The sequence below is a fragment of the Chlamydia crocodili genome, assembly GCF_018343815.1.
Classification (GTDB): Bacteria; Chlamydiota; Chlamydiia; order Chlamydiales; family Chlamydiaceae; genus Chlamydia; species Chlamydia crocodili.
Genome location: NZ_CP060791.1, coordinates 1,164,660 through 1,181,551 on the forward strand (window position 1 = coordinate 1,164,660; position 16,892 = coordinate 1,181,551).

Genomic DNA, 16,892 nt, shown 5'->3' on the forward strand with positions numbered 1-16,892 from the left:
TATGCCTCCTCTTATTGAAGCGAAAAATCTTTCCAAAACTATTCAACAAAGCAATCAAAATATTGAGATATTACGTAATGTAAGTATCGACTTACATCCTGGAGAAGTGGTTGCTATCACAGGAGCCTCAGGAAATGGGAAAAGCACACTCCTACATTTGTTGGGGACATTAGATACACCGTCATCAGGTGAACTTTTTTTTCTAGGTAAAGAAAAGAAAACTTACAATCTTTCTCAGTTTAGAAACCGACATATTGGTTTTATCTTTCAAAACTTCTATCTCTTAGAAGATGATACTGTAATCAAAAATATCCTAATGCCTGCAAGCATTGCTCGAAAAAGTATTTCTAAAGGATCTTCAGTATATAGAAAAGCATTAGAACTGATAGAATCCATAGGTTTATCCCACAGAGTACACTCTCGATGTTGTAATCTATCAGGAGGAGAAAAACAACGCGTAGCTATTGCTAGGGCGTTAATAAATGATCCATCCATTTTACTCGCAGACGAACCTTCGGGAAATTTAGACGATCAAACTTCAGAATACATTCATAATCTTCTTTTATCTCAATCACATGATTCACGTGGAGTGCTTATTGTCACGCATAATAAGCAACTCGCACGCCAATGCCATCGAGAGGGGGTTTTACAAAATGGAGAACTCTTTTTCTGACATTACTCTCTTTTTGCTCCTGTAGATACATCTAAATTATATCTAGGAAGATGATCTAAAATCATCTCTTGATTGAATAGATCAATAGATATGTGATAACGCGATTGTCTACTAAAATATTTAAGCAATCTATTTTCCGGATTTCTTATTTCTCCCATAAAAATAGATTCCTTTTTCAATCCTAAATCATCAAAATCCTTCCAAGTTAAAAGAGAAATCAAAGGTTCATACAAATGATGCTTTTCATCCGAAACCTCTCCAAGACAAGGAACAGCAAACTTACGTACTCCTTGTTTATTGCCATCAAGAGCGCATAGCAAGTCCCAATTCTCAAAATCTAATGATTTAATTAAACATAATTGCTCCCAAGAAACACCGTGTATACATAATTCTAACAAGGAATTTTGAATTCCTTTAAAAAATCTTGTAACGTCAATACCTACATCTTCATCTCCTCCTCTTCCTACCTCTAGACATGTTTCTGATATTCTATGTTTTATTGCCTCCAATTCTTCATTTTCCCAATCTTCATTACGAACATACAAACAGCATGTATCGAAATCCTCCCTAGATATCTTTTGAGCGATAAGATAGGTATTTTTTAAAAAAATAGTTTGAGCATTCCTACAACCTCCTACTTTTCCTAACCAATAAGACGCTATTTCTTCACGAGATGGATTAGTAAGCTCTCTAGTAGGGAATTTTGGAGCTATTTCTATAAATTTCTTTAACCAATATATAGGACAGTTTCTAGTTAATACAGTATCTAAAGAAATAAACTCTCTTTGTTGAAGATCACCAATAAATTTAGAAATTCCATATTTATTCAAAGCTATTTTTAACTTTTTAGGGAAAGTTCCTAAATATTTATGAAAATAAATATCCTGATCTTCGCCCGCTTCATCTAAGCTATGGAGCAATAGACGTGTTTCCTGAATAGTCAGTTGATTTTTCTGAATAAAATCACAAAAGGCATGGGGATAATTTTCTTTTAAGACTTCCTTAAATCCCTCAGGCATATTCTTTCTTAAGTAATTTATTAATATTGCAAAAACAAAGAACGTGAGTGCTAAACCACCAAAAATTCCAGCCCAGATGAATCCTATAGGAGTGGCCATAATAATTGCTGGAATAATTGCTAAAATCAAACTAATGGAAGAAATAACAGCCATGATAATGGCTATAGTCAAACGATCTTGAATACGCCTATCAAAAGGATAAGAGGCATGGCATCGGCAATCATTCTTAAAAAGGGAATGTAAAATAATTCCTGACATAATAAACACCCTAGGACACGCAGATTTGATTAAAAAATTATAATTGAGCTTATATGAATTAGGATTGAAAAAATCCTATAACTTAGGTGTCTGTAAGCACACAAACGAGAATCGAAGTGTATTTTCCATTGAGGCATTATAGCAATCAGATAGTTCTACTAAAAACTTTATTGTGATGATGCTATGTTTTACTTGTTATGATTCTGTAAATAAGATTCTTAAAAAAGACAAAAACAATATCCGATCTCTCATTCTGTAAAATAAAAATAAAGCTACCTTATTTAGAGTAAATAGCATTTAATAGCCTAATGAATACAAGGGGAATGCCTCCCTATAACTCTATAAGCAGCATAAAGTAGATTCAGTTTACCTTATCAAAAAGGATCAATTTATATTAATTATCTTTTGGAAATGCATCTCAAGATTGCTTTTGTTGCTTTTTATTTGGAAAAAAAATTGCACAAATTTATAATTCCCCCTTCTGATAAGGCGGTTATATTACTATGGAAAAAAGAAAAGACACGAAAACAACCATTGCTAAAGCATCTGATGCTCAGAATAAGTCGTGGTATGTTATCGATGCTACAGGCAAAACCTTGGGAAGGCTTTCCTCAGAGGTGGCAAAAATCTTGCGAGGCAAGCATAAAGTGACTTATACGCCTCACATAGCTATGGGTGATGGTGTTATCGTTATCAATGCTGAAAAAGTGCATTTAACAGGCGCTAAAAAAGGTCAAAAAATATATCGATACTATACGGGATATATTTCAGGAATGCGTGAAATTCCTTTCGAAAATATGTTAGCTAAAAAACCATCTTATATTATCGAGCACGCAATTAAAGGTATGATGCCCAAAACTCGCTTGGGTAAACGTCAGTTGAAATCTCTAAGAATATTAAAAGGGGATTGCTACAAGACATTCGAAGCTCAGAAACCGATTTTATTAGATGTTTAATTTGGGGTAAGTTGTGGTAAAAAGTACAATAGAAGAATCAGTAGCTACTGGAAGAAGAAAACAAGCGGTATCTAGCGTTCGCCTTCGTCCAGGAACTGGTAAAATTGATGTAAATGGTAAAGCCTTTAATGAGTATTTTCCTCTAGAAATTCAAAGAGTTACTATTCTTTCCCCATTAACGAAAGTTCTCGGAAACATTAATGAATATGATCTAGTTATCCGTATAAACGGTGGTGGAATTCAAGGACAAGTAATTGCAACTCGTTTAGGGTTGGCAAGAGCTTTATTGAAGAAGAACGTTGATTCAAAACAAGAATTAAAAAGTCACGGTTTTCTTACTAGAGATCCTAGAAAGAAAGAGCGTAAAAAATACGGACATAAGAAAGCACGTAAGAGCTTCCAATTCTCTAAACGATAAAATCCGTTCTTTTATCAAAAGCAAGCGAAGGTATTTTCTCAATATAATTCGCTTGCTTTTTGTTTTCAGAATCCCACAACAATTTTAAAAATTTTTTGATTTATATCCTATTTAGAAGAAGATTTTTCTTTTTCTAGGTATTCCGAAAAATGCTTGTCCTTGGTGATTCAAAGTCTGAAATCTATCTTTCCTGAACTCTATATCTACTCCTAAAGAGAAACACACGATCTTACCAAGAGTTTGAGTTGCATGAATTAAACATGTCGGACTTTTCTTTAACATTACATGGGAAATTTGTGTGCTTTGATCATTCTGAAGAAAAACAAAACCTCCCAGAGGAAGATCTTTAAAACATTCAACGAGGTCACAATCTTTATATTGGTCTCTAGCATTCCTAGGAATGCTCAATCCATTCGCTTGAAATAGAATATTCACAAATCCCGAACAATCTAACCCATGATCTATGAGAGAGTGGTGAATACAGCGGCCTCCCCATAGATAGGGAAGATCTAAAAAACTCTCCGATTCTTTAAGTAAAAGATCCATAGATAGTGGTGCGCCATAAAAACGTACGTGATTAATATTACAAAAAGGAATTTCCTTATCAAAAGGACACTTCATTTCATTTTTAATTTCTTCAGGAAGTTTTACTTTACCTCGAGAATCGATCGATAATGGAGAACCATAGGGTAAGGGTATATGCCACGGTTCTAAAAAGGCATTAAAAGACTTAATAACTGCGTTGGGTAGAATGTATTGAGATGGGCACGAAAATGAAGTTTTTGAAGACACCTGCTTAACTGGATAGGGGCGCCAAATCTCGTGATCATGAATCAGCTGAGAGTAAGCATAGTATGTGTCCTTAGTAAAAAGTAAACGCTCTCCAAAAAGTAATTGTGTCTCTAAATCACCATTCATAGAGGAAAGGTCTGAAACAGATGCATAAAGTTGATAGTGTTTCATCTTTCTTCTCCATAGTAAAAATTTACTTGTAAGCCTAGACTTCTATACAAGATAGGATACTTTGGAAAACTTCATCAGGAGATACTTCAGAAGGAATACGTGTTAATTTTCCTAGATCTTCATAATAGTTAACTACAGGAGCTGTAGATTTTTCATAATTTTCTAATCTCTTATAAATAACCTCTAAAGTATCGTCAGAACGACGAACCAACTTAACACGACATATTGGGCATTCATTAAAACCTTGGCTTTGGTTATATACGTAATTACACGAAGGGCAAATAAATCGAGAATGAATTCTTCGAATAATCTCCTCATCAGAAACATCTAACTGTATCACTCGGTAGTCTGCATTAGACTTAACTAAAAAATCATTTAAAAGAATTGCTTGATCTAAAGTCCTAGGAAATCCATCAATAATACATCCAGATTGACACTCGGGCTTATTTAAAGTCTCTTGTACAAGCTCCCAAACAAGATCGTTAGGAACAAGTAGTCCTTTATTAATATATTCTGCAGCTTTGATTCCTAAAACAGTGGCTGATTTTATAGCAGATCGAAAAAGATCTCCCGAACTGATATGAGGGAGGCCTAGTTGATTAGCAAGACGTTGAGATTGAGTGCCCTTACCCGATCCTGGCGGTCCCATAATAATATAAAATGTATTCTTTAACATAGCTACTATCAAGTCTTTGCCTGAAAAAGGCTCTTACATACAATTAGGAGTTTATCATCAATGCTCTAAATCGGCATCAAAGAAAAACTCTCGAATAAAAATTTAAACATTAAAAATACAAGAATAGAAAAATCAATGTCTATTTGGAAATCACTAAGCCGTAAAAATCATTAATAAATATAGCTGAATAACTTAGATTGATTTCTTAAAAGGATTTGAAATAAAGGGCGTGTCCGAAATATAATTGCTCGTTAATTTCCTATTTTACTATTAAAATAACTAACCTAATGGCAAATTCTATAGATAATCTTAATCCTAACAGCATGGTTTTAGGTTTTTTAGATTCCATCACAAAAAAGAGTCCTATTTATGAAATTATAAAATGTGAATCTGGTCCCTTAACTAAACTGATTAACTCCCAACCTGTCGGTAATCATGATATCAATAATCTAGCAATCATAAGCAATGTTTTTACTTCAGAAACGGCTCCACTATTTCAGCAAGAAACGACTTCTGCAGTAAAACTCGGATTCGAATGTTCAATATTTCCCTCTCAACCAGGGAGTTTCTGTTTTAACTTAGCAGAAAGTTCTAATCTTTTTCTTTTGCTTGTTCATGAACTTTATACTGTGATTAATGCCGTCTATCGAAATACGCTGGGTAACGTAATAAAGAATATCGTTAGCATCTGTTTCCTTATACAAAAGAGTTTTCTTTTCTATCGTAATGAGAGAAAAATCTTAAAACTTCTTAGTAAAGACAATAGCATATCTTCATTTAAACGAGGCGGTTATCTGGCTTCAGCAGCAGCTTTAAATCACGCTAGAAAATCCGCATTATCTCTACTTGCTTGGAAAATATTTTGCCTCGCTACAGCGATACTTTCAGTATTAGCCATTATATCGTTCATTGTAGGATGTGCATTTGCGTTTAATACTGGTGGTATTTTTTCAGACGCATTTCTTATGTCTCCGGCAGCATGGACATTAGGTGGGGCAGGTCTTGCCTTTCTTCTTTTAGGAATGCTTTCTATCCCACAAACTAATTGTAGCCATAATCGCCGACAATCTGCAGTTGATTCTATTCACCGTTCGCTACTTTGTCTGCAAATTAGCGAACAAATTCATGTATCTGACCAAAATTCTGATAATCTTGCCTCTATCGTAGCTAGAAACTGTTTGAGTCCCCATAACAATCTTTTGGATCCTGAAGTCTTTCCTTTTTTCACTCATTCTGAAGAATCCATGAGAAGGCGCGATATGGAACAAATGGAACATGTAGAGAGAACTAGAATACAAGAGATATGCTTACGTCTAATTCAACTTCTTCCACTTCTCTTAGAAGGAGTTCCATGCCTCCTCCCCCTCTTATTCCTCCTCCTTATGTAGAATTTCCACCAACTTATGAAGAGGTTATGGAAGAAGATAGAATAAGAAATCAAAGTAATAGAAATTAATATTTATCAAGTTTGAGGATTGACCATGGCGTGTTATTTAACTTTCGGTAATGAAGATACCAGCGATTATACAACTTCGCAAAAAGCTTTGTGCGTAGCTTTTGATCTCATTACATTTCCGGTAGCCTCTGTGATTGTGAGTATTTTAGCCTGGGCCATTTTACTTATAAAAATAGTTGCTAAAACATTAAAATTCCTGCTCCATTTCATTACTGCTCCATGTAGAGGGGATGAGAAAATGTCTTTAAGACAAGCTTTTGGTAGATTAAGAACAGAAATAATCACCGAGCATTTTATACTTTTACCTTTAATAGGTTCTATTCTTCAAGGGTTGATACTCGTTTGCAAAGCTGATCAAAATGAATACGCAAGTCTAGGATCTTTAGATTCAGCTATTTGTTTTATGGAAAGTTCTCCAGCGTACTTAGCTCATCTGATTAAATGGTAAAGATTTTTTTAAAAATAAAGAAATTGTAAAGAGTTGGTTTGTTAATTAAAAAATAATGATAGTGAACTAAAAATAGAAATAGTTTATAATCTTTCCTGATTATTTAATTTTACATAAGAAATCAGAAATATGACGGTTCCTTCTTTAAATAATAAGCTCTTAGTATCTAACGAAAATGTCCGCTATGCGATTGTAAATCTTACGAATGAAGGATCTCTTGATTTTACAGAACTATCTCCGAATTCTCCCGCCAAACGTTTTTTGTTCAATCGATCTCATGCGAACTCTGTATCAATAAATAGATTAGCAGCAACAAGCCCTGCTTTGCAGCCTACGGGAACGGCTCCTGAATTAGAAACAGCATTCGCTATAATGTCGACTTCGGGTGCTGTTTTCCGCTGTGTCGAGCATGTTCTTTGGATTAATGCTCTATGTAATTTGTGTCGTGGAGGATCAGGAGGCAACGGAGATTCTGTTATTGTTGCTTTTGTTTTTGGTATTCTTGCCACTTTAATTTTAGGAATTTTTGGCTCTTCCTTAGGGTCTGCTATTTTAAGCTCCATGAAAATCCATAGTGCTTCTAAAGAGATTTCTAGATTAGAACATTCTAACAAAGATATTATCTACAGTGTAGGAGACTTCCGTATTAATGATCAGGCAGGTGCTAGATCGAAATCAGCTGCTCTAATTAGTTTAGAGGCAAATAAAGAACTAATTTCTGCCTACAAAAATTATAGAGCTTCCAAAATTGCTTTCCTGGTTTGTGCTATTATTTGCTCTATTGCTCTATTGGCATTAGCTGCTGGAGCTATATTGGGTATTTTCTTCTCTGGGCCTCTAGCTGCTGCCGCTATTTCTGCCGCTATTATTGGTTGTTGTGCTGGGGGAGGAAGCTTAATACTTATTGGATTCATAAGCTTTATCATCGCCTCTGTACATATGGCGAAAAAACAACAAGCCGCTGTTTTACATTTAAACAATGCAACTCTCTATTCTATGGTTGCAGACCAAATCCTGAATAATCCTAATGAATACGATAACAACACAATCAGTCAAGTGATTGCACAACAGTCCATAACAAAATATCCTCAAAGGCTATTTAATCAAATGGAACGCGCCTATCTAAATATAGAACAACAATTCCCACGTGGCACCGGGCATCCATCTCCAACCCCAAGTGCTCCTCCTCCCTATTCGGATAATCCTCCCCCCTATTCTGACCTTCCACCAAGTTATGAAGAAGCCACAAGATCGGGACGGAATTAAGGAAGAAAAAGTTTCTTGTCTTAGATTGGAGATGCGAATTTATAGATTAGATAACATCTAATTTATAAAGTGAGGAAATTGAGTCGAAATCTTTCAAATCATAAGCATCCGCAGCAAGAATCCAAAATAGGGGAGTTTTCGCTTGTCCAATGAGCTCTATGGGATAAGGCTGTGACTGCTTATCTTTAGGGAAAAATATACTACTGATAATAGCCTTTTTATTCTCTCCTTGAACATAAACGACTATATGTTTTGCTTTGTGGACAACAGGTAAAGTAAGAGTCATTCTCTCAGTTTCTAATTGAGGAACTTCATTAAACACGACTAGACGCTCTTGTTCTTTTAGAGCTTGTGTATTTGGAAATAATGAAAGGGTGTGACCATCTTCACCTAGCCCAAGCATAATCATATCAAAACTTGCTTCGGGAACTATAGATTCTATGAGATCCTGGTATTTTCTAGCTCCATCGGGGTCTTCGGTTTCCATACGAAAAATCTGTTCCTCAGGAATATACAAATCCCGAAGAATACTCATAGCCTGTCCGTAGTTACTTTCATAAGATGTATGAGGGACATTTCTTTCATCTCCCCAAAATAGAAAGATCTTTGTAGGATCAGAAATCTTTTCTTTATTTTGTACGACTTCTTTAAAAATTTCTAGGGGAGTCCTTCCTCCAGAAAGAGCAACGTAAAAAGCTCCTCGCTGTTTGATTGATTTATTAGCACTTGCTATCCAATCTTTACTTGCCAGATCAATGAATAGTTCTGGTTTCTTTGTGAGGAGGAGTTTATTTGTGTCGTTAAAGTTAACTAATGTTGCCATAATCGTCTCAAAATAAAATTAAGTTACAGGGGCCGCCAACTTCTTCCATCCGCTTGTAGAAGCTCCTCTGCTTCCTTAGGGCCTGAAGATCCAGCAACATAATTAGGGAAAAGCACATCAAAAGAATCTTGCTCCCATCGCTTTAAAATCGGTGTAAAGAGCTCCCAAGAATCCATAACCTCATCGCTACAGGTAAATAAAATCCTATCACCTAAAATGCAATCACAAAGCAATCTCTCATAAGCTTCTGGAGCTGTTGTTTTAAAATAAGTATCGTAGCGAAAATCCATTTTCACAGGACGTACGATATTATTCATTCCAGGAACTTTACAGTTAAATTTCAGTGCAACACCTTCATCTGGTTGTATACGGATAATTAAAAGATCGTTTTCTACAGGACATACAGGACAAGACTCGGACTCGAATAGAGTGGAATAGGATTTTTTGAAAATGATAGAAATATCTGTAGAACGTTTAGAAAGGCGCTTTCCTGCTCGAAGATAAAAGGGGACTCCTAGCCAACGCGGATTATCGATAAACATCTTTAATGCTACGTAGGTTTCCACCGTAGAATCTGGAGCCACATTCTCCTCTTCACGATAGCCAAGAACAGATACACCTTGTACTTCTCCAGGACCATACTGTCCACGGACAACATCTTCTTTAGAAAATGGACGTATTTTTTTAAGAATATTGATTTTTTCTTTTTTAATTTCTTCAGAATTGAATATCGAAGGGGGTTCCATAGTTAATAGACACAGAAGCTGCATCATATGGTTTTGCACCATATCACGAAGCATTCCTGATTTTTCAAAGAAGTTACCTCGAGTACCTATGCCTATAGATTCGCTAACACTAATTTGCACATGATCAATATATTGGGAATTCCAACAAGATTCAAATAAGGTATTAGCAAAACGTATCGTAAGGATATTCTGTACGGTTTCTTTTCCTAGATAATGGTCTATACGATAGACAGAATTTTCATCTAGATTATCATCTATATACTTTTGTAATTCTCTAGCGCTCTGTAGGTCGACACCAAAGGGCTTTTCTATAATTACTCGAGACCAAGGTTTACCTTCTCCTTGATCATGATAGAAAAGGTTATGCTTGTTAATGTTTTCAATGATTTCGGGAAAATAATCTGGAGGTGTTGATAGATAAAATAGACGGTTCCCTTGTGTTCCGTATTTCTTATCGATATCTTCAAGTCTCTCTTTTAATGAAGCATAACCTTCGGAAGAAGAGAAATTTGATTCATGATAAAATATACGAGACTCAAATTCTTCCCAAATACGAATATCGATCTCCTGAGCACGCGAAAAATTTTGTATTGCCTGCTTCATTTCTTCGCGAAATTGTTCATGACTTTTCTTTCTTCTAGCAAAACCTACGCAAACAAAATTTTCAGATAGTCTACCTTCTTTGATTAGATGATACAATGCTGGAAATAACTTCCGTGCTGTAAGATCTCCGGTAGCACCAAAGATTACCATCACACAGGGGGGGCATGGAGGCAAAGTTCTCCCGCCATCTTTATTTTCATTACTTGTCATTTCCATCGTGCTTAGGGCCTCGTGACATAGCTAAAAATCTATAGAATAACAAAAAAAGAATAAAAATAACCATGAAGAAACTTACTTATTCCTAAATATGCGAATTCATATTCAGATGAAATTGGATATCTAGATTTAAATTATAGTGAGGTTCAACTAAGAATAATTTCTATTTGACTAAGTATTTAACCCTATCTTTTTATTTAAAATCAGGAGACTGTTGCATAACGACAGTAGGAAAATAGTCAATATTGGATACGTTTTTGTTTAAGGTGAAATAGAAGATTACGAATGTTTTCTAAATATAACGCCGCTTGAGAAACAAATTGTTTAAGTTTTCTAAATCTATTTCTTTAGAGACAATCAAAAATCTGTATGCCAGCAGCATATTACTAAAGGACTTTTCTATCTATAGGGGGATTAGGGTGCTTTAACATAGCGAAAATCCACGACTCCTGTAGGAGAAAAGTTAAAATTCGATAGCTTTTTGTTTAATGCAAAATGAAAAGCATCATGATAAATCGGTTCGATAATATGGAAAGTTTCTAGATATAGAGATGCTTGTGAAATTAGTTCGTTACGCTTTTTTAGATCTCTTTCTTCTTGGATAGTTGTTAAGAGTGTCATGAAATCCTTGTGGTTCAATACATAGGGAGGCACTCCTGAGGGATGAGCAAAAATTGTTAGAAACGCCATAGGATCAGAGAAATCTGCGAACCATCCTCCTGTAGCTAATGAAAAATGTCCTGAAGCTAACTCCGTTTGTAAGAGAGCAAATTCTTTTCCTGCTATAGGAATGGAAAATCCTAGGATATCTTTCCACTGCTCACGAATCATCTGAACAAGTAAAGCACTTGCTGAAGAACCTGCGGGGAAGACTAACGAATGGCTCTCTAAATCTTTTGCTGAGATATTCAGCTCTTCTAAAGACTCTTGAAAAAGTTTTTTAGCTAGATAGTTACGTTGTTCTTTAGAAGGAAATTCTAAACTTGGGTAAGTATGTAAACTATTTGGCAATAAATGCTGAGCTGGCTTCGCTCTATCTAAAAATATTGTGGAAACCAATGATTCCTTATCTAAAGCTAAGGAAAGAGCTTTTCTTAGCTTAGTATGATTAAGAGGGAACTTATTTATATTAAAAGTTAACCAGGAGGTTCCTGCAACATCAAAAGAATGAAGACTTCCCTTCGATTGTAAATGCGATAGGGTTTCTGTTGGAATACGCTCTCCCCAAGGAGGACCTTGCCAGTGAAGCTTGCCCTGATTAAATAATAAAGCAGCTGTATTTGCATCAGGAATAAAATGCACAGTGATTGTTTGAGTTTTAACTTGCTCTTGCTTGTAGTAGTAAGGATTTTTCTCAAGACGTAGCCACTGCTTTTGTTTAATTTTTTTAGGATAAAAGGCGCTGCTAGCAATGGGTAAGGCCAATTGTGACTGTCGTTGATCTTTATGAACAGGAAAAAAAATAGGCAAAGCTAACAGCTTTAAAAAATGTGAAGTTGGGGATTCTAGTTCGATAACCAATGTTTTATCATCTTCAGCATGAAAACCTACATCCTCTTCAGAGAGTATTCCTTGTTGGATTTTCTTAATATTTTTAATAGGATCGAAGGCAAAGTTATATACCCCTGAAACTTCTTGATTTACAACTTGTTTCCAAGAAGCAATAAAATCTTCAGAAGTTAGGGGATCACCATTACTCCAATATGCTTGCCTTAGATGAAAGGTATATGTCTTTCCGTCATCAGATAAAGAATAGCTTTCTGCAAGCGCCGGATCTAAATGTCCTGTATGAGTATTTTCCTGAACCAATCCCTCATAAATATGCTTAATTAAATTAATATCTGAAAGCAAGCGAACTTCGCGAGGATCTAAAGACCGCGGATCATCTTTCATATTTATAGAGAGATGATCTTGTGGTTTATGAAAGTTTTTACATCCATGAAGCATTAGGGAAGAAGAGATAAGGAAGCTGAGACAGATTCCCATTGATATCTTGCGCATGGAGAGATTCCTAAAGTAGTTTTTTCTGAGAGAAACAGCTCTCGTCCTAATCCTGCTATCATTGCAGCATTATCCGTACATAACTTAGAAGAAGGAAAGTATAAAGGCAAATTTAGAGTGTCTTTCAATAAGTTTTGGAAATACCTATTATTTGCTACTCCCCCTCCGACAAGTATCGATCTGCACGAAAATTTTTTTACAATATTAGGAAGTTTTTGTGCAATGGTCGTAAAAGCAGCTTTTTGAAAAGATGCTGAAATATTATTTTTTTCGCTTTCAGAAAGCTCTGGAAGGGGGGTACGACTATTACTGTTATTACCCTTAATTGCATAAAGAACAGCGGTTTTTAATCCGCTAAAAGACAAGTCATATCCCGGGACTTTAGAAGGAGAAAAAGGGAAGGATTCCTCACATCCATGAGATGCAATTTTTTCTATTAAAGAGCCTCCAGGATAAGGAAGGCCGAGGAATCTTGCTACCTTATCAAAAGTCTCTCCTATAGCGTCGTCTCGAGTTTTTCCTATCAACTTGTAAGTCAAAGGATCTTCCATAAAAAATATAGCCGTATGGGCTCCGGAAACCACTAATCCTAAAGCAGGGAACTCTATATTTTCTGCTTCCATATAGGCTGCGTAGAGATGCGCTTCGACATGATTAACGCCGATAACTGGTTTTTGACATCCTATAGCTAAACCTTTGGCAAAGTTAACGCCTATAGCTAAAGAACCTATTAATCCAGGTGTATTTGTTACTGCAATAAGATCAATATCCTCTAAAGACACCCCCGACTCTTTTAAAGCAGATTTCACAACAGAAGGGAACACCTTAAGATGAGCCCGAGAGGCTAATTCAGGAACAACTCCCCCGTAAGATGCGTGATCTTCTTGTGAAGAGACTACATTAGCTATGATTTGCGCGTTAGCATCTACTAAAGCACACGCCGTCTCATCACAAGAGCTTTCCAACCCCAGGGTAAGCATAAAAACCAAAGAAAAATATAAACCAGTACTCTATAGTAAAGCGGTCTTCTGAATATGAGCAAGGAAAACTTCAAGAGGCAAAATGAAAAAAAATATAGCAGTTGATGAAGCTTTAAAAGAAATTTTAAATAAAGAAGGAGCTTCAACTCAGGAAGAAATTTGCGAAAAACTCTCTTCTCTAGGAATTGCAACGACACAATCTTCCGTGTCTCGCTGGTTAAGAAAGGTCCATGCAATAAAGATCCCTGGGGAAAAGGGAGCGCGCTACTCTCTTCCTCCTTCAATAGACGAATCTAACATTAAGCATTTGGTTTTTTCTATTCGTCATAACTCTTCTTTAATCGTTATCCGGACAGCTCCGGGCTCTGCTTCATGGATAGCAGGTTTAATTGACAATAAGTTTTCAGAAAACATCTTAGGAACTTTAGCTGGTGATGATACAATTTTTATTACACCGAGTGCAGAGTCAATGATTCCCTTGATAGTCAAAGACATTGAAAACTTCTTGCTAGTTTTTTCAGATTAGGCGCATGATTATGCTTTGAGAGTAAATAAATATGCATAGCTGATTTATGGAACATTTGGCTGCTACAGCAAAGGTGCTACTGCGTGGTTGTGGATATACGTTATTCGTTAGCGGAATTTCCATACTTTGTGGCTCCTTATTAGGTTTAATTATTGGAACAATCACATCACGTTATTTCCCATGTCGCATTACACGATGGTTGGGAAATCTCTACGTTACAGTAATTCGAGGTACACCACTATTCATTCAAATTCTCATATTTTATTTTGGTCTTCCTTCCATTATTAGGCTGGATCCCACCCCACTAATGGCTGGATTAATTGCTTTAAGTATCAATTCCTCGGCTTATCTTGCAGAAAATATCCGCGGAGGAATTAATGCTCTATCTGTAGGACAGTGGGAGTCTGCTAAAGTTTTAGGCTATAAAAAGTCGCAGATTTTCGTGTATATTATCTATCCACAAGTTTTTAAAAATATCCTACCCTCTTTAACAAATGAGTTTGTTGCCTTGATTAAAGAAAGTAGTATTTTGATGGTTGTGGGTGTTCCTGAACTTACTAAAGTAAGTAAAGATATCGTTTCTAGAGAGCTAAATCCTATGGAAATGTATAGCATCTGCGCTGCTCTATATTTGCTTATGACATCGTTGTTTTCTTATGTCGCTAGATTGCTAGAAAGAAGGAGGGGTTATGACTGTTAAGGTAAGAAATCTTGCTTATTCAATAAACGACAAGCACATTTTATCGAAAGTATCATTTTCCCTAGAGGAGGGACATATTACACTCTTTGTCGGTAAGAGCGGTTCTGGGAAAACAACCATATTACGTGCTCTTGTAGGCTTGGTGGAGCCATCAAGTGGGGATATTTCTATAGAAGGAGAGACTCCGGCATTAGTCTTCCAACAACCCGAGCTTTTCCCTCATATGACAGTTTTAGATAACTGTATGCATCCTCAAATGATCGTAAAGCGTAGAAGTAAAGAAGAGGCTAAAGACAGGGCTTTTGATCTTTTAAAGCTTTTAGACATTGAAGACATTGCTACAAGCTATCCTCATCATCTTTCTGGAGGACAGAAACAACGTGTTGCTATAGTCCGCTCTCTATGTATGGATAAACGCACACTACTTTTTGATGAGCCTACATCCGCATTAGATCCTTTTTCAACTTCTGCCTTTAGACGCCTTCTTGAATCCTTAAGAGATCAAAACCTTACATTAGGGGTCTCTACTCACGACATGCACTTTGTTCAGGGATGTTTAGACCGTGTTTATCTTGTGGATCAGGGAGAAATTGTTAGCACGTACGATAAACGTTACGGAGCTTTAGATAATGATCATCCTCTCAATCTCTATTTAAACTCTGCACGATAAATATTTGTAATAAACAGCTGCAAAAATGCAGCTGTTTTCTAATATTAGTTAGCGTCTCCACCTACAAGAGCAGGCAGCTTGTACAATATAAAGATCTTGAGGGGAAGCTCCCTCCTGATTATTTTCTAAATATATCGATATGCCGCCACAGTTTTCCGGAATAGTAAATACCCGAGAATTTCCAGGAGCTAACTCTACTATATCATAACTATGTCCTCCTATCATCGTGGTTCCTGCATGATGTAGAGGTATCTCAACATAGCTCGTATTACTTCGAAGTTCTTCCCTATCATTCCAAGCAACGTAATCGTAATGAGTTTTCAATTTGATGCTAAGCTGTTTGCATTCTAAGATTGAGGGGATCAAAGCTTTAAGAGTCAAATCCCAAGTATAGATTCCAGGATATTTTCCATATAAAATGTTATCATCTAACACGAAACAGTGCTGATCTTCATGGGATAGCTGATATTTTAAAGAATTTATAGGAAATTTTCCTGAGAATGAGGAACTTCTTGCTCCCCAAGTAAATCCTAATATTCCTTGAGAAAGCAAGTCTAGAGGGAGGGGATAGTCCACCTCATGACTCAATCCCGTTGAATAAAGCAGATTAGTTTCTACATGCGCAACTTGAGGTGATGTTATGGTTTCTACAGTTCCTTCTGGAAGGGATCGCGTTTCTAAATAACGCTCGAGATAATCTAAGGATATTGCATCAGATCGTTCTTTAGGATTTGCTAATCCTGTAATTCTATAACCATCCATATCTACAATACCACGAAATTTCCCTCCTGATACTGGCATCATTTGAAAGTTAAAAGTTGTTATCGAATTGTCATGGCTTTTAGTTTTTTCATATGTTTCATTAAGCTTATCGACTATAGGACGTAACTGTCTCCCCACATATCCCACCGATGCCGCGTGAGAATCTTTAGGATTGCTAGGAGTTTCCAATCCTAAAATCGTATGATTATTCATATCAATATTCCCTGTGAGCATCCCTCCAGAAAGAGGTAGGAATTTCTGATAGATCTCTATTAAAACTGCCTGGACAAGATAATTGTGATCATTGAGTGAGTCATCTATTCCTTCTTCTATAAGAGTCTTTAAACCATTTAATTCTTCTAAAAGACTATGAAGAGAGAGTTTCATAAGACTCATATCCGTTTCTAAATCCTGAACTTTCTCATCTGTTTTTTTTGTATATAAACAATCAATATCCTTAGTATGTTTTGCTAAAATTATCTTGATCTCTTGAATGTCTGTGTGAATCTTACTGAGATCTACACTCACTGGATCTTGTGAATTTCCCTTTATCTTCTCTACCATTGTTATGGTTTTTTGAATCATAGAAGCTAGAGGCTCGTTCTTATGGTTAGCTGTGGGATTAAAGAAAGAGTTTCGCTTTCTCATAGTTTTATCCTATGCAAATAATTAATTATAATTCGCACATTAATGAAACAATTTTAATTAATAAAATATTATTTATTATTAATA

17 protein-coding genes are annotated in these 16,892 nt (G+C 35.9%); 9 read left to right on the forward strand and 8 right to left on the reverse strand.

What is annotated here, in order from left to right; translation table 11 throughout:
• Nucleotide 1: 1 nt before the first annotated feature.
• The gene (locus tag H9Q19_RS05150) at nt 2-673 is read left to right on the forward strand and encodes an ABC transporter ATP-binding protein (RefSeq protein ID WP_213240960.1); all 672 of its coding nucleotides are present in this window, start codon (nt 2-4) and stop codon (nt 671-673) included.
• A gap of 2 nt (nt 674-675) precedes the next feature.
• Here H9Q19_RS05150 and H9Q19_RS05155 read toward each other — a convergent pair whose 3' ends face one another.
• Entirely contained in the window at nt 676-1,950 is a 1,275-nt protein-coding gene (locus tag H9Q19_RS05155; protein ID WP_213240962.1) for a DUF1389 domain-containing protein, read from the reverse strand.
• Between the two features lie 503 nt (nt 1,951-2,453).
• Between H9Q19_RS05155 and rplM the strand changes: the two genes are divergently transcribed.
• Together rplM and rpsI are read left to right on the forward strand one after the other, a co-directional pair.
• Nucleotides 2,454-2,906, forward strand: coding sequence for a 50S ribosomal protein L13 (gene rplM / locus H9Q19_RS05160; protein WP_011006490.1), 453 nt, complete (start codon nt 2,454-2,456; stop codon nt 2,904-2,906).
• Nucleotides 2,907-2,919: 13 nt separating this feature from the next.
• On the forward strand, nt 2,920-3,324 hold the full coding sequence (gene rpsI / locus H9Q19_RS05165) for a 30S ribosomal protein S9 (RefSeq protein ID WP_213240964.1): 405 nt from the start codon (nt 2,920-2,922) through the stop codon (nt 3,322-3,324).
• Between the two features lie 111 nt (nt 3,325-3,435).
• Here rpsI and H9Q19_RS05170 read toward each other — a convergent pair whose 3' ends face one another.
• Nucleotides 3,436-4,287: a C40 family peptidase gene (locus H9Q19_RS05170; protein WP_213240966.1), complete on the reverse strand. Its 852-nt coding sequence runs from the start codon at nt 4,285-4,287 to the stop codon at nt 3,436-3,438.
• A 34-nt stretch (nt 4,288-4,321) separates the two neighbouring features.
• The gene (locus tag H9Q19_RS05175; protein WP_213242062.1) at nt 4,322-4,963 is read right to left on the reverse strand and encodes an adenylate kinase; all 642 of its coding nucleotides are present in this window, start codon (nt 4,961-4,963) and stop codon (nt 4,322-4,324) included.
• A gap of 287 nt (nt 4,964-5,250) precedes the next feature.
• On the opposite strand from H9Q19_RS05175, the gene garD (H9Q19_RS05180) reads away from it, so the two are divergent.
• The 3 genes from garD (H9Q19_RS05180) to garD (H9Q19_RS05190) all read left to right on the forward strand — a co-directional run bounded on the left by garD (H9Q19_RS05180) (nt 5,251) and on the right by garD (H9Q19_RS05190) (nt 8,133).
• On the forward strand, nt 5,251-6,351 hold the full coding sequence (garD, locus tag H9Q19_RS05180) for an inclusion membrane protein GarD (RefSeq protein ID WP_249324517.1): 1,101 nt from the start codon (nt 5,251-5,253) through the stop codon (nt 6,349-6,351).
• A 93-nt stretch (nt 6,352-6,444) separates the two neighbouring features.
• Nucleotides 6,445-6,867, forward strand: coding sequence for a hypothetical protein (locus H9Q19_RS05185; protein ID WP_213240968.1), 423 nt, complete (start codon nt 6,445-6,447; stop codon nt 6,865-6,867).
• Nucleotides 6,868-6,996: 129 nt separating this feature from the next.
• Nucleotides 6,997-8,133 (forward strand): inclusion membrane protein GarD, encoded by a 1,137-nt coding sequence (gene garD / locus H9Q19_RS05190; RefSeq protein ID WP_213240970.1) that lies wholly within the window; start codon nt 6,997-6,999, stop codon nt 8,131-8,133.
• Nucleotides 8,134-8,179: 46 nt separating this feature from the next.
• On the opposite strand, the gene pgl is transcribed toward garD (H9Q19_RS05190), so the two are convergent.
• From pgl to tsaD, 4 genes are all read right to left on the reverse strand, one after another.
• The gene (gene pgl / locus H9Q19_RS05195; RefSeq protein ID WP_213240972.1) at nt 8,180-8,956 is read right to left on the reverse strand and encodes a 6-phosphogluconolactonase; all 777 of its coding nucleotides are present in this window, start codon (nt 8,954-8,956) and stop codon (nt 8,180-8,182) included.
• 23 nt (nt 8,957-8,979) lie between these two features.
• Nucleotides 8,980-10,521 (reverse strand): glucose-6-phosphate dehydrogenase, encoded by a 1,542-nt coding sequence (zwf, locus tag H9Q19_RS05200; protein WP_213240973.1) that lies wholly within the window; start codon nt 10,519-10,521, stop codon nt 8,980-8,982.
• A 414-nt stretch (nt 10,522-10,935) separates the two neighbouring features.
• Nucleotides 10,936-12,522 carry a peptide ABC transporter substrate-binding protein gene (locus H9Q19_RS05205; protein ID WP_213240975.1) on the reverse strand — a complete coding sequence of 529 codons (1,587 nt, stop codon included), beginning with the start codon at nt 12,520-12,522 and terminating at the stop codon, nt 10,936-10,938.
• The gene (tsaD, locus tag H9Q19_RS05210; protein ID WP_213240977.1) at nt 12,468-13,502 is read right to left on the reverse strand and encodes a tRNA (adenosine(37)-N6)-threonylcarbamoyltransferase complex transferase subunit TsaD; all 1,035 of its coding nucleotides are present in this window, start codon (nt 13,500-13,502) and stop codon (nt 12,468-12,470) included. The genes H9Q19_RS05205 and tsaD overlap by 55 nt, the downstream gene beginning before the upstream one ends.
• Before the next feature lie 82 nt (nt 13,503-13,584).
• Between tsaD and argR the strand changes: the two genes are divergently transcribed.
• From argR to H9Q19_RS05225, 3 genes are read left to right on the forward strand one after another with little or no spacing between them, the layout of a single operon-like run.
• Nucleotides 13,585-14,028 (forward strand): arginine repressor, encoded by a 444-nt coding sequence (argR, locus tag H9Q19_RS05215; protein WP_213240979.1) that lies wholly within the window; start codon nt 13,585-13,587, stop codon nt 14,026-14,028.
• 46 nt (nt 14,029-14,074) lie between these two features.
• The gene (locus H9Q19_RS05220) at nt 14,075-14,728 is read left to right on the forward strand and encodes an amino acid ABC transporter permease (protein ID WP_213240981.1); all 654 of its coding nucleotides are present in this window, start codon (nt 14,075-14,077) and stop codon (nt 14,726-14,728) included.
• Nucleotides 14,718-15,398, forward strand: a complete 681-nt coding sequence (locus H9Q19_RS05225) for an amino acid ABC transporter ATP-binding protein (protein WP_213240982.1) — start codon at nt 14,718-14,720, stop codon at nt 15,396-15,398. Before H9Q19_RS05220 ends, H9Q19_RS05225 begins: the two co-directional genes overlap by 11 nt.
• A 48-nt stretch (nt 15,399-15,446) precedes the next feature.
• On the opposite strand, the gene H9Q19_RS05230 is transcribed toward H9Q19_RS05225, so the two are convergent.
• A complete protein-coding gene (locus H9Q19_RS05230; RefSeq protein WP_213240983.1) occupies nt 15,447-16,808 on the reverse strand; it encodes a hypothetical protein in 1,362 nt (453 codons plus the stop codon).
• Nucleotides 16,809-16,892: the final 84 nt, after the last annotated feature.

Excerpts from the sequence above, each read along its gene's own strand:
- H9Q19_RS05150 (WP_213240960.1), top strand. The coding sequence starts at position 2 with ATGCCTCCTCTTATTGAAGCGAAAAATCTTTCCAAAACTATTCAACAA.
- H9Q19_RS05155 (WP_213240962.1), bottom strand. The coding sequence starts at position 1,950 with ATGTCAGGAATTATTTTACATTCCCTTTTTAAGAATGATTGCCGATGC.
- rplM (WP_011006490.1), top strand. The coding sequence starts at position 2,454 with ATGGAAAAAAGAAAAGACACGAAAACAACCATTGCTAAAGCATCTGAT.
- H9Q19_RS05170 (WP_213240966.1), bottom strand. The coding sequence starts at position 4,287 with ATGAAACACTATCAACTTTATGCATCTGTTTCAGACCTTTCCTCTATG.
- H9Q19_RS05175 (WP_213242062.1), bottom strand. The coding sequence starts at position 4,963 with ATGTTAAAGAATACATTTTATATTATTATGGGACCGCCAGGATCGGGT.
- garD (WP_249324517.1), top strand. The coding sequence starts at position 5,251 with ATGGCAAATTCTATAGATAATCTTAATCCTAACAGCATGGTTTTAGGT.
- H9Q19_RS05185 (WP_213240968.1), top strand. The coding sequence starts at position 6,445 with ATGGCGTGTTATTTAACTTTCGGTAATGAAGATACCAGCGATTATACA.
- garD (WP_213240970.1), top strand. The coding sequence starts at position 6,997 with ATGACGGTTCCTTCTTTAAATAATAAGCTCTTAGTATCTAACGAAAAT.
- pgl (WP_213240972.1), bottom strand. The coding sequence starts at position 8,956 with ATGGCAACATTAGTTAACTTTAACGACACAAATAAACTCCTCCTCACA.
- zwf (WP_213240973.1), bottom strand. The coding sequence starts at position 10,521 with ATGGAAATGACAAGTAATGAAAATAAAGATGGCGGGAGAACTTTGCCT.
- H9Q19_RS05205 (WP_213240975.1), bottom strand. The coding sequence starts at position 12,522 with ATGCGCAAGATATCAATGGGAATCTGTCTCAGCTTCCTTATCTCTTCT.
- tsaD (WP_213240977.1), bottom strand. The coding sequence starts at position 13,502 with ATGCTTACCCTGGGGTTGGAAAGCTCTTGTGATGAGACGGCGTGTGCT.
- argR (WP_213240979.1), top strand. The coding sequence starts at position 13,585 with ATGAAAAAAAATATAGCAGTTGATGAAGCTTTAAAAGAAATTTTAAAT.
- H9Q19_RS05220 (WP_213240981.1), top strand. The coding sequence starts at position 14,075 with ATGGAACATTTGGCTGCTACAGCAAAGGTGCTACTGCGTGGTTGTGGA.
- H9Q19_RS05225 (WP_213240982.1), top strand. The coding sequence starts at position 14,718 with ATGACTGTTAAGGTAAGAAATCTTGCTTATTCAATAAACGACAAGCAC.
- H9Q19_RS05230 (WP_213240983.1), bottom strand. The coding sequence starts at position 16,808 with ATGAGAAAGCGAAACTCTTTCTTTAATCCCACAGCTAACCATAAGAAC.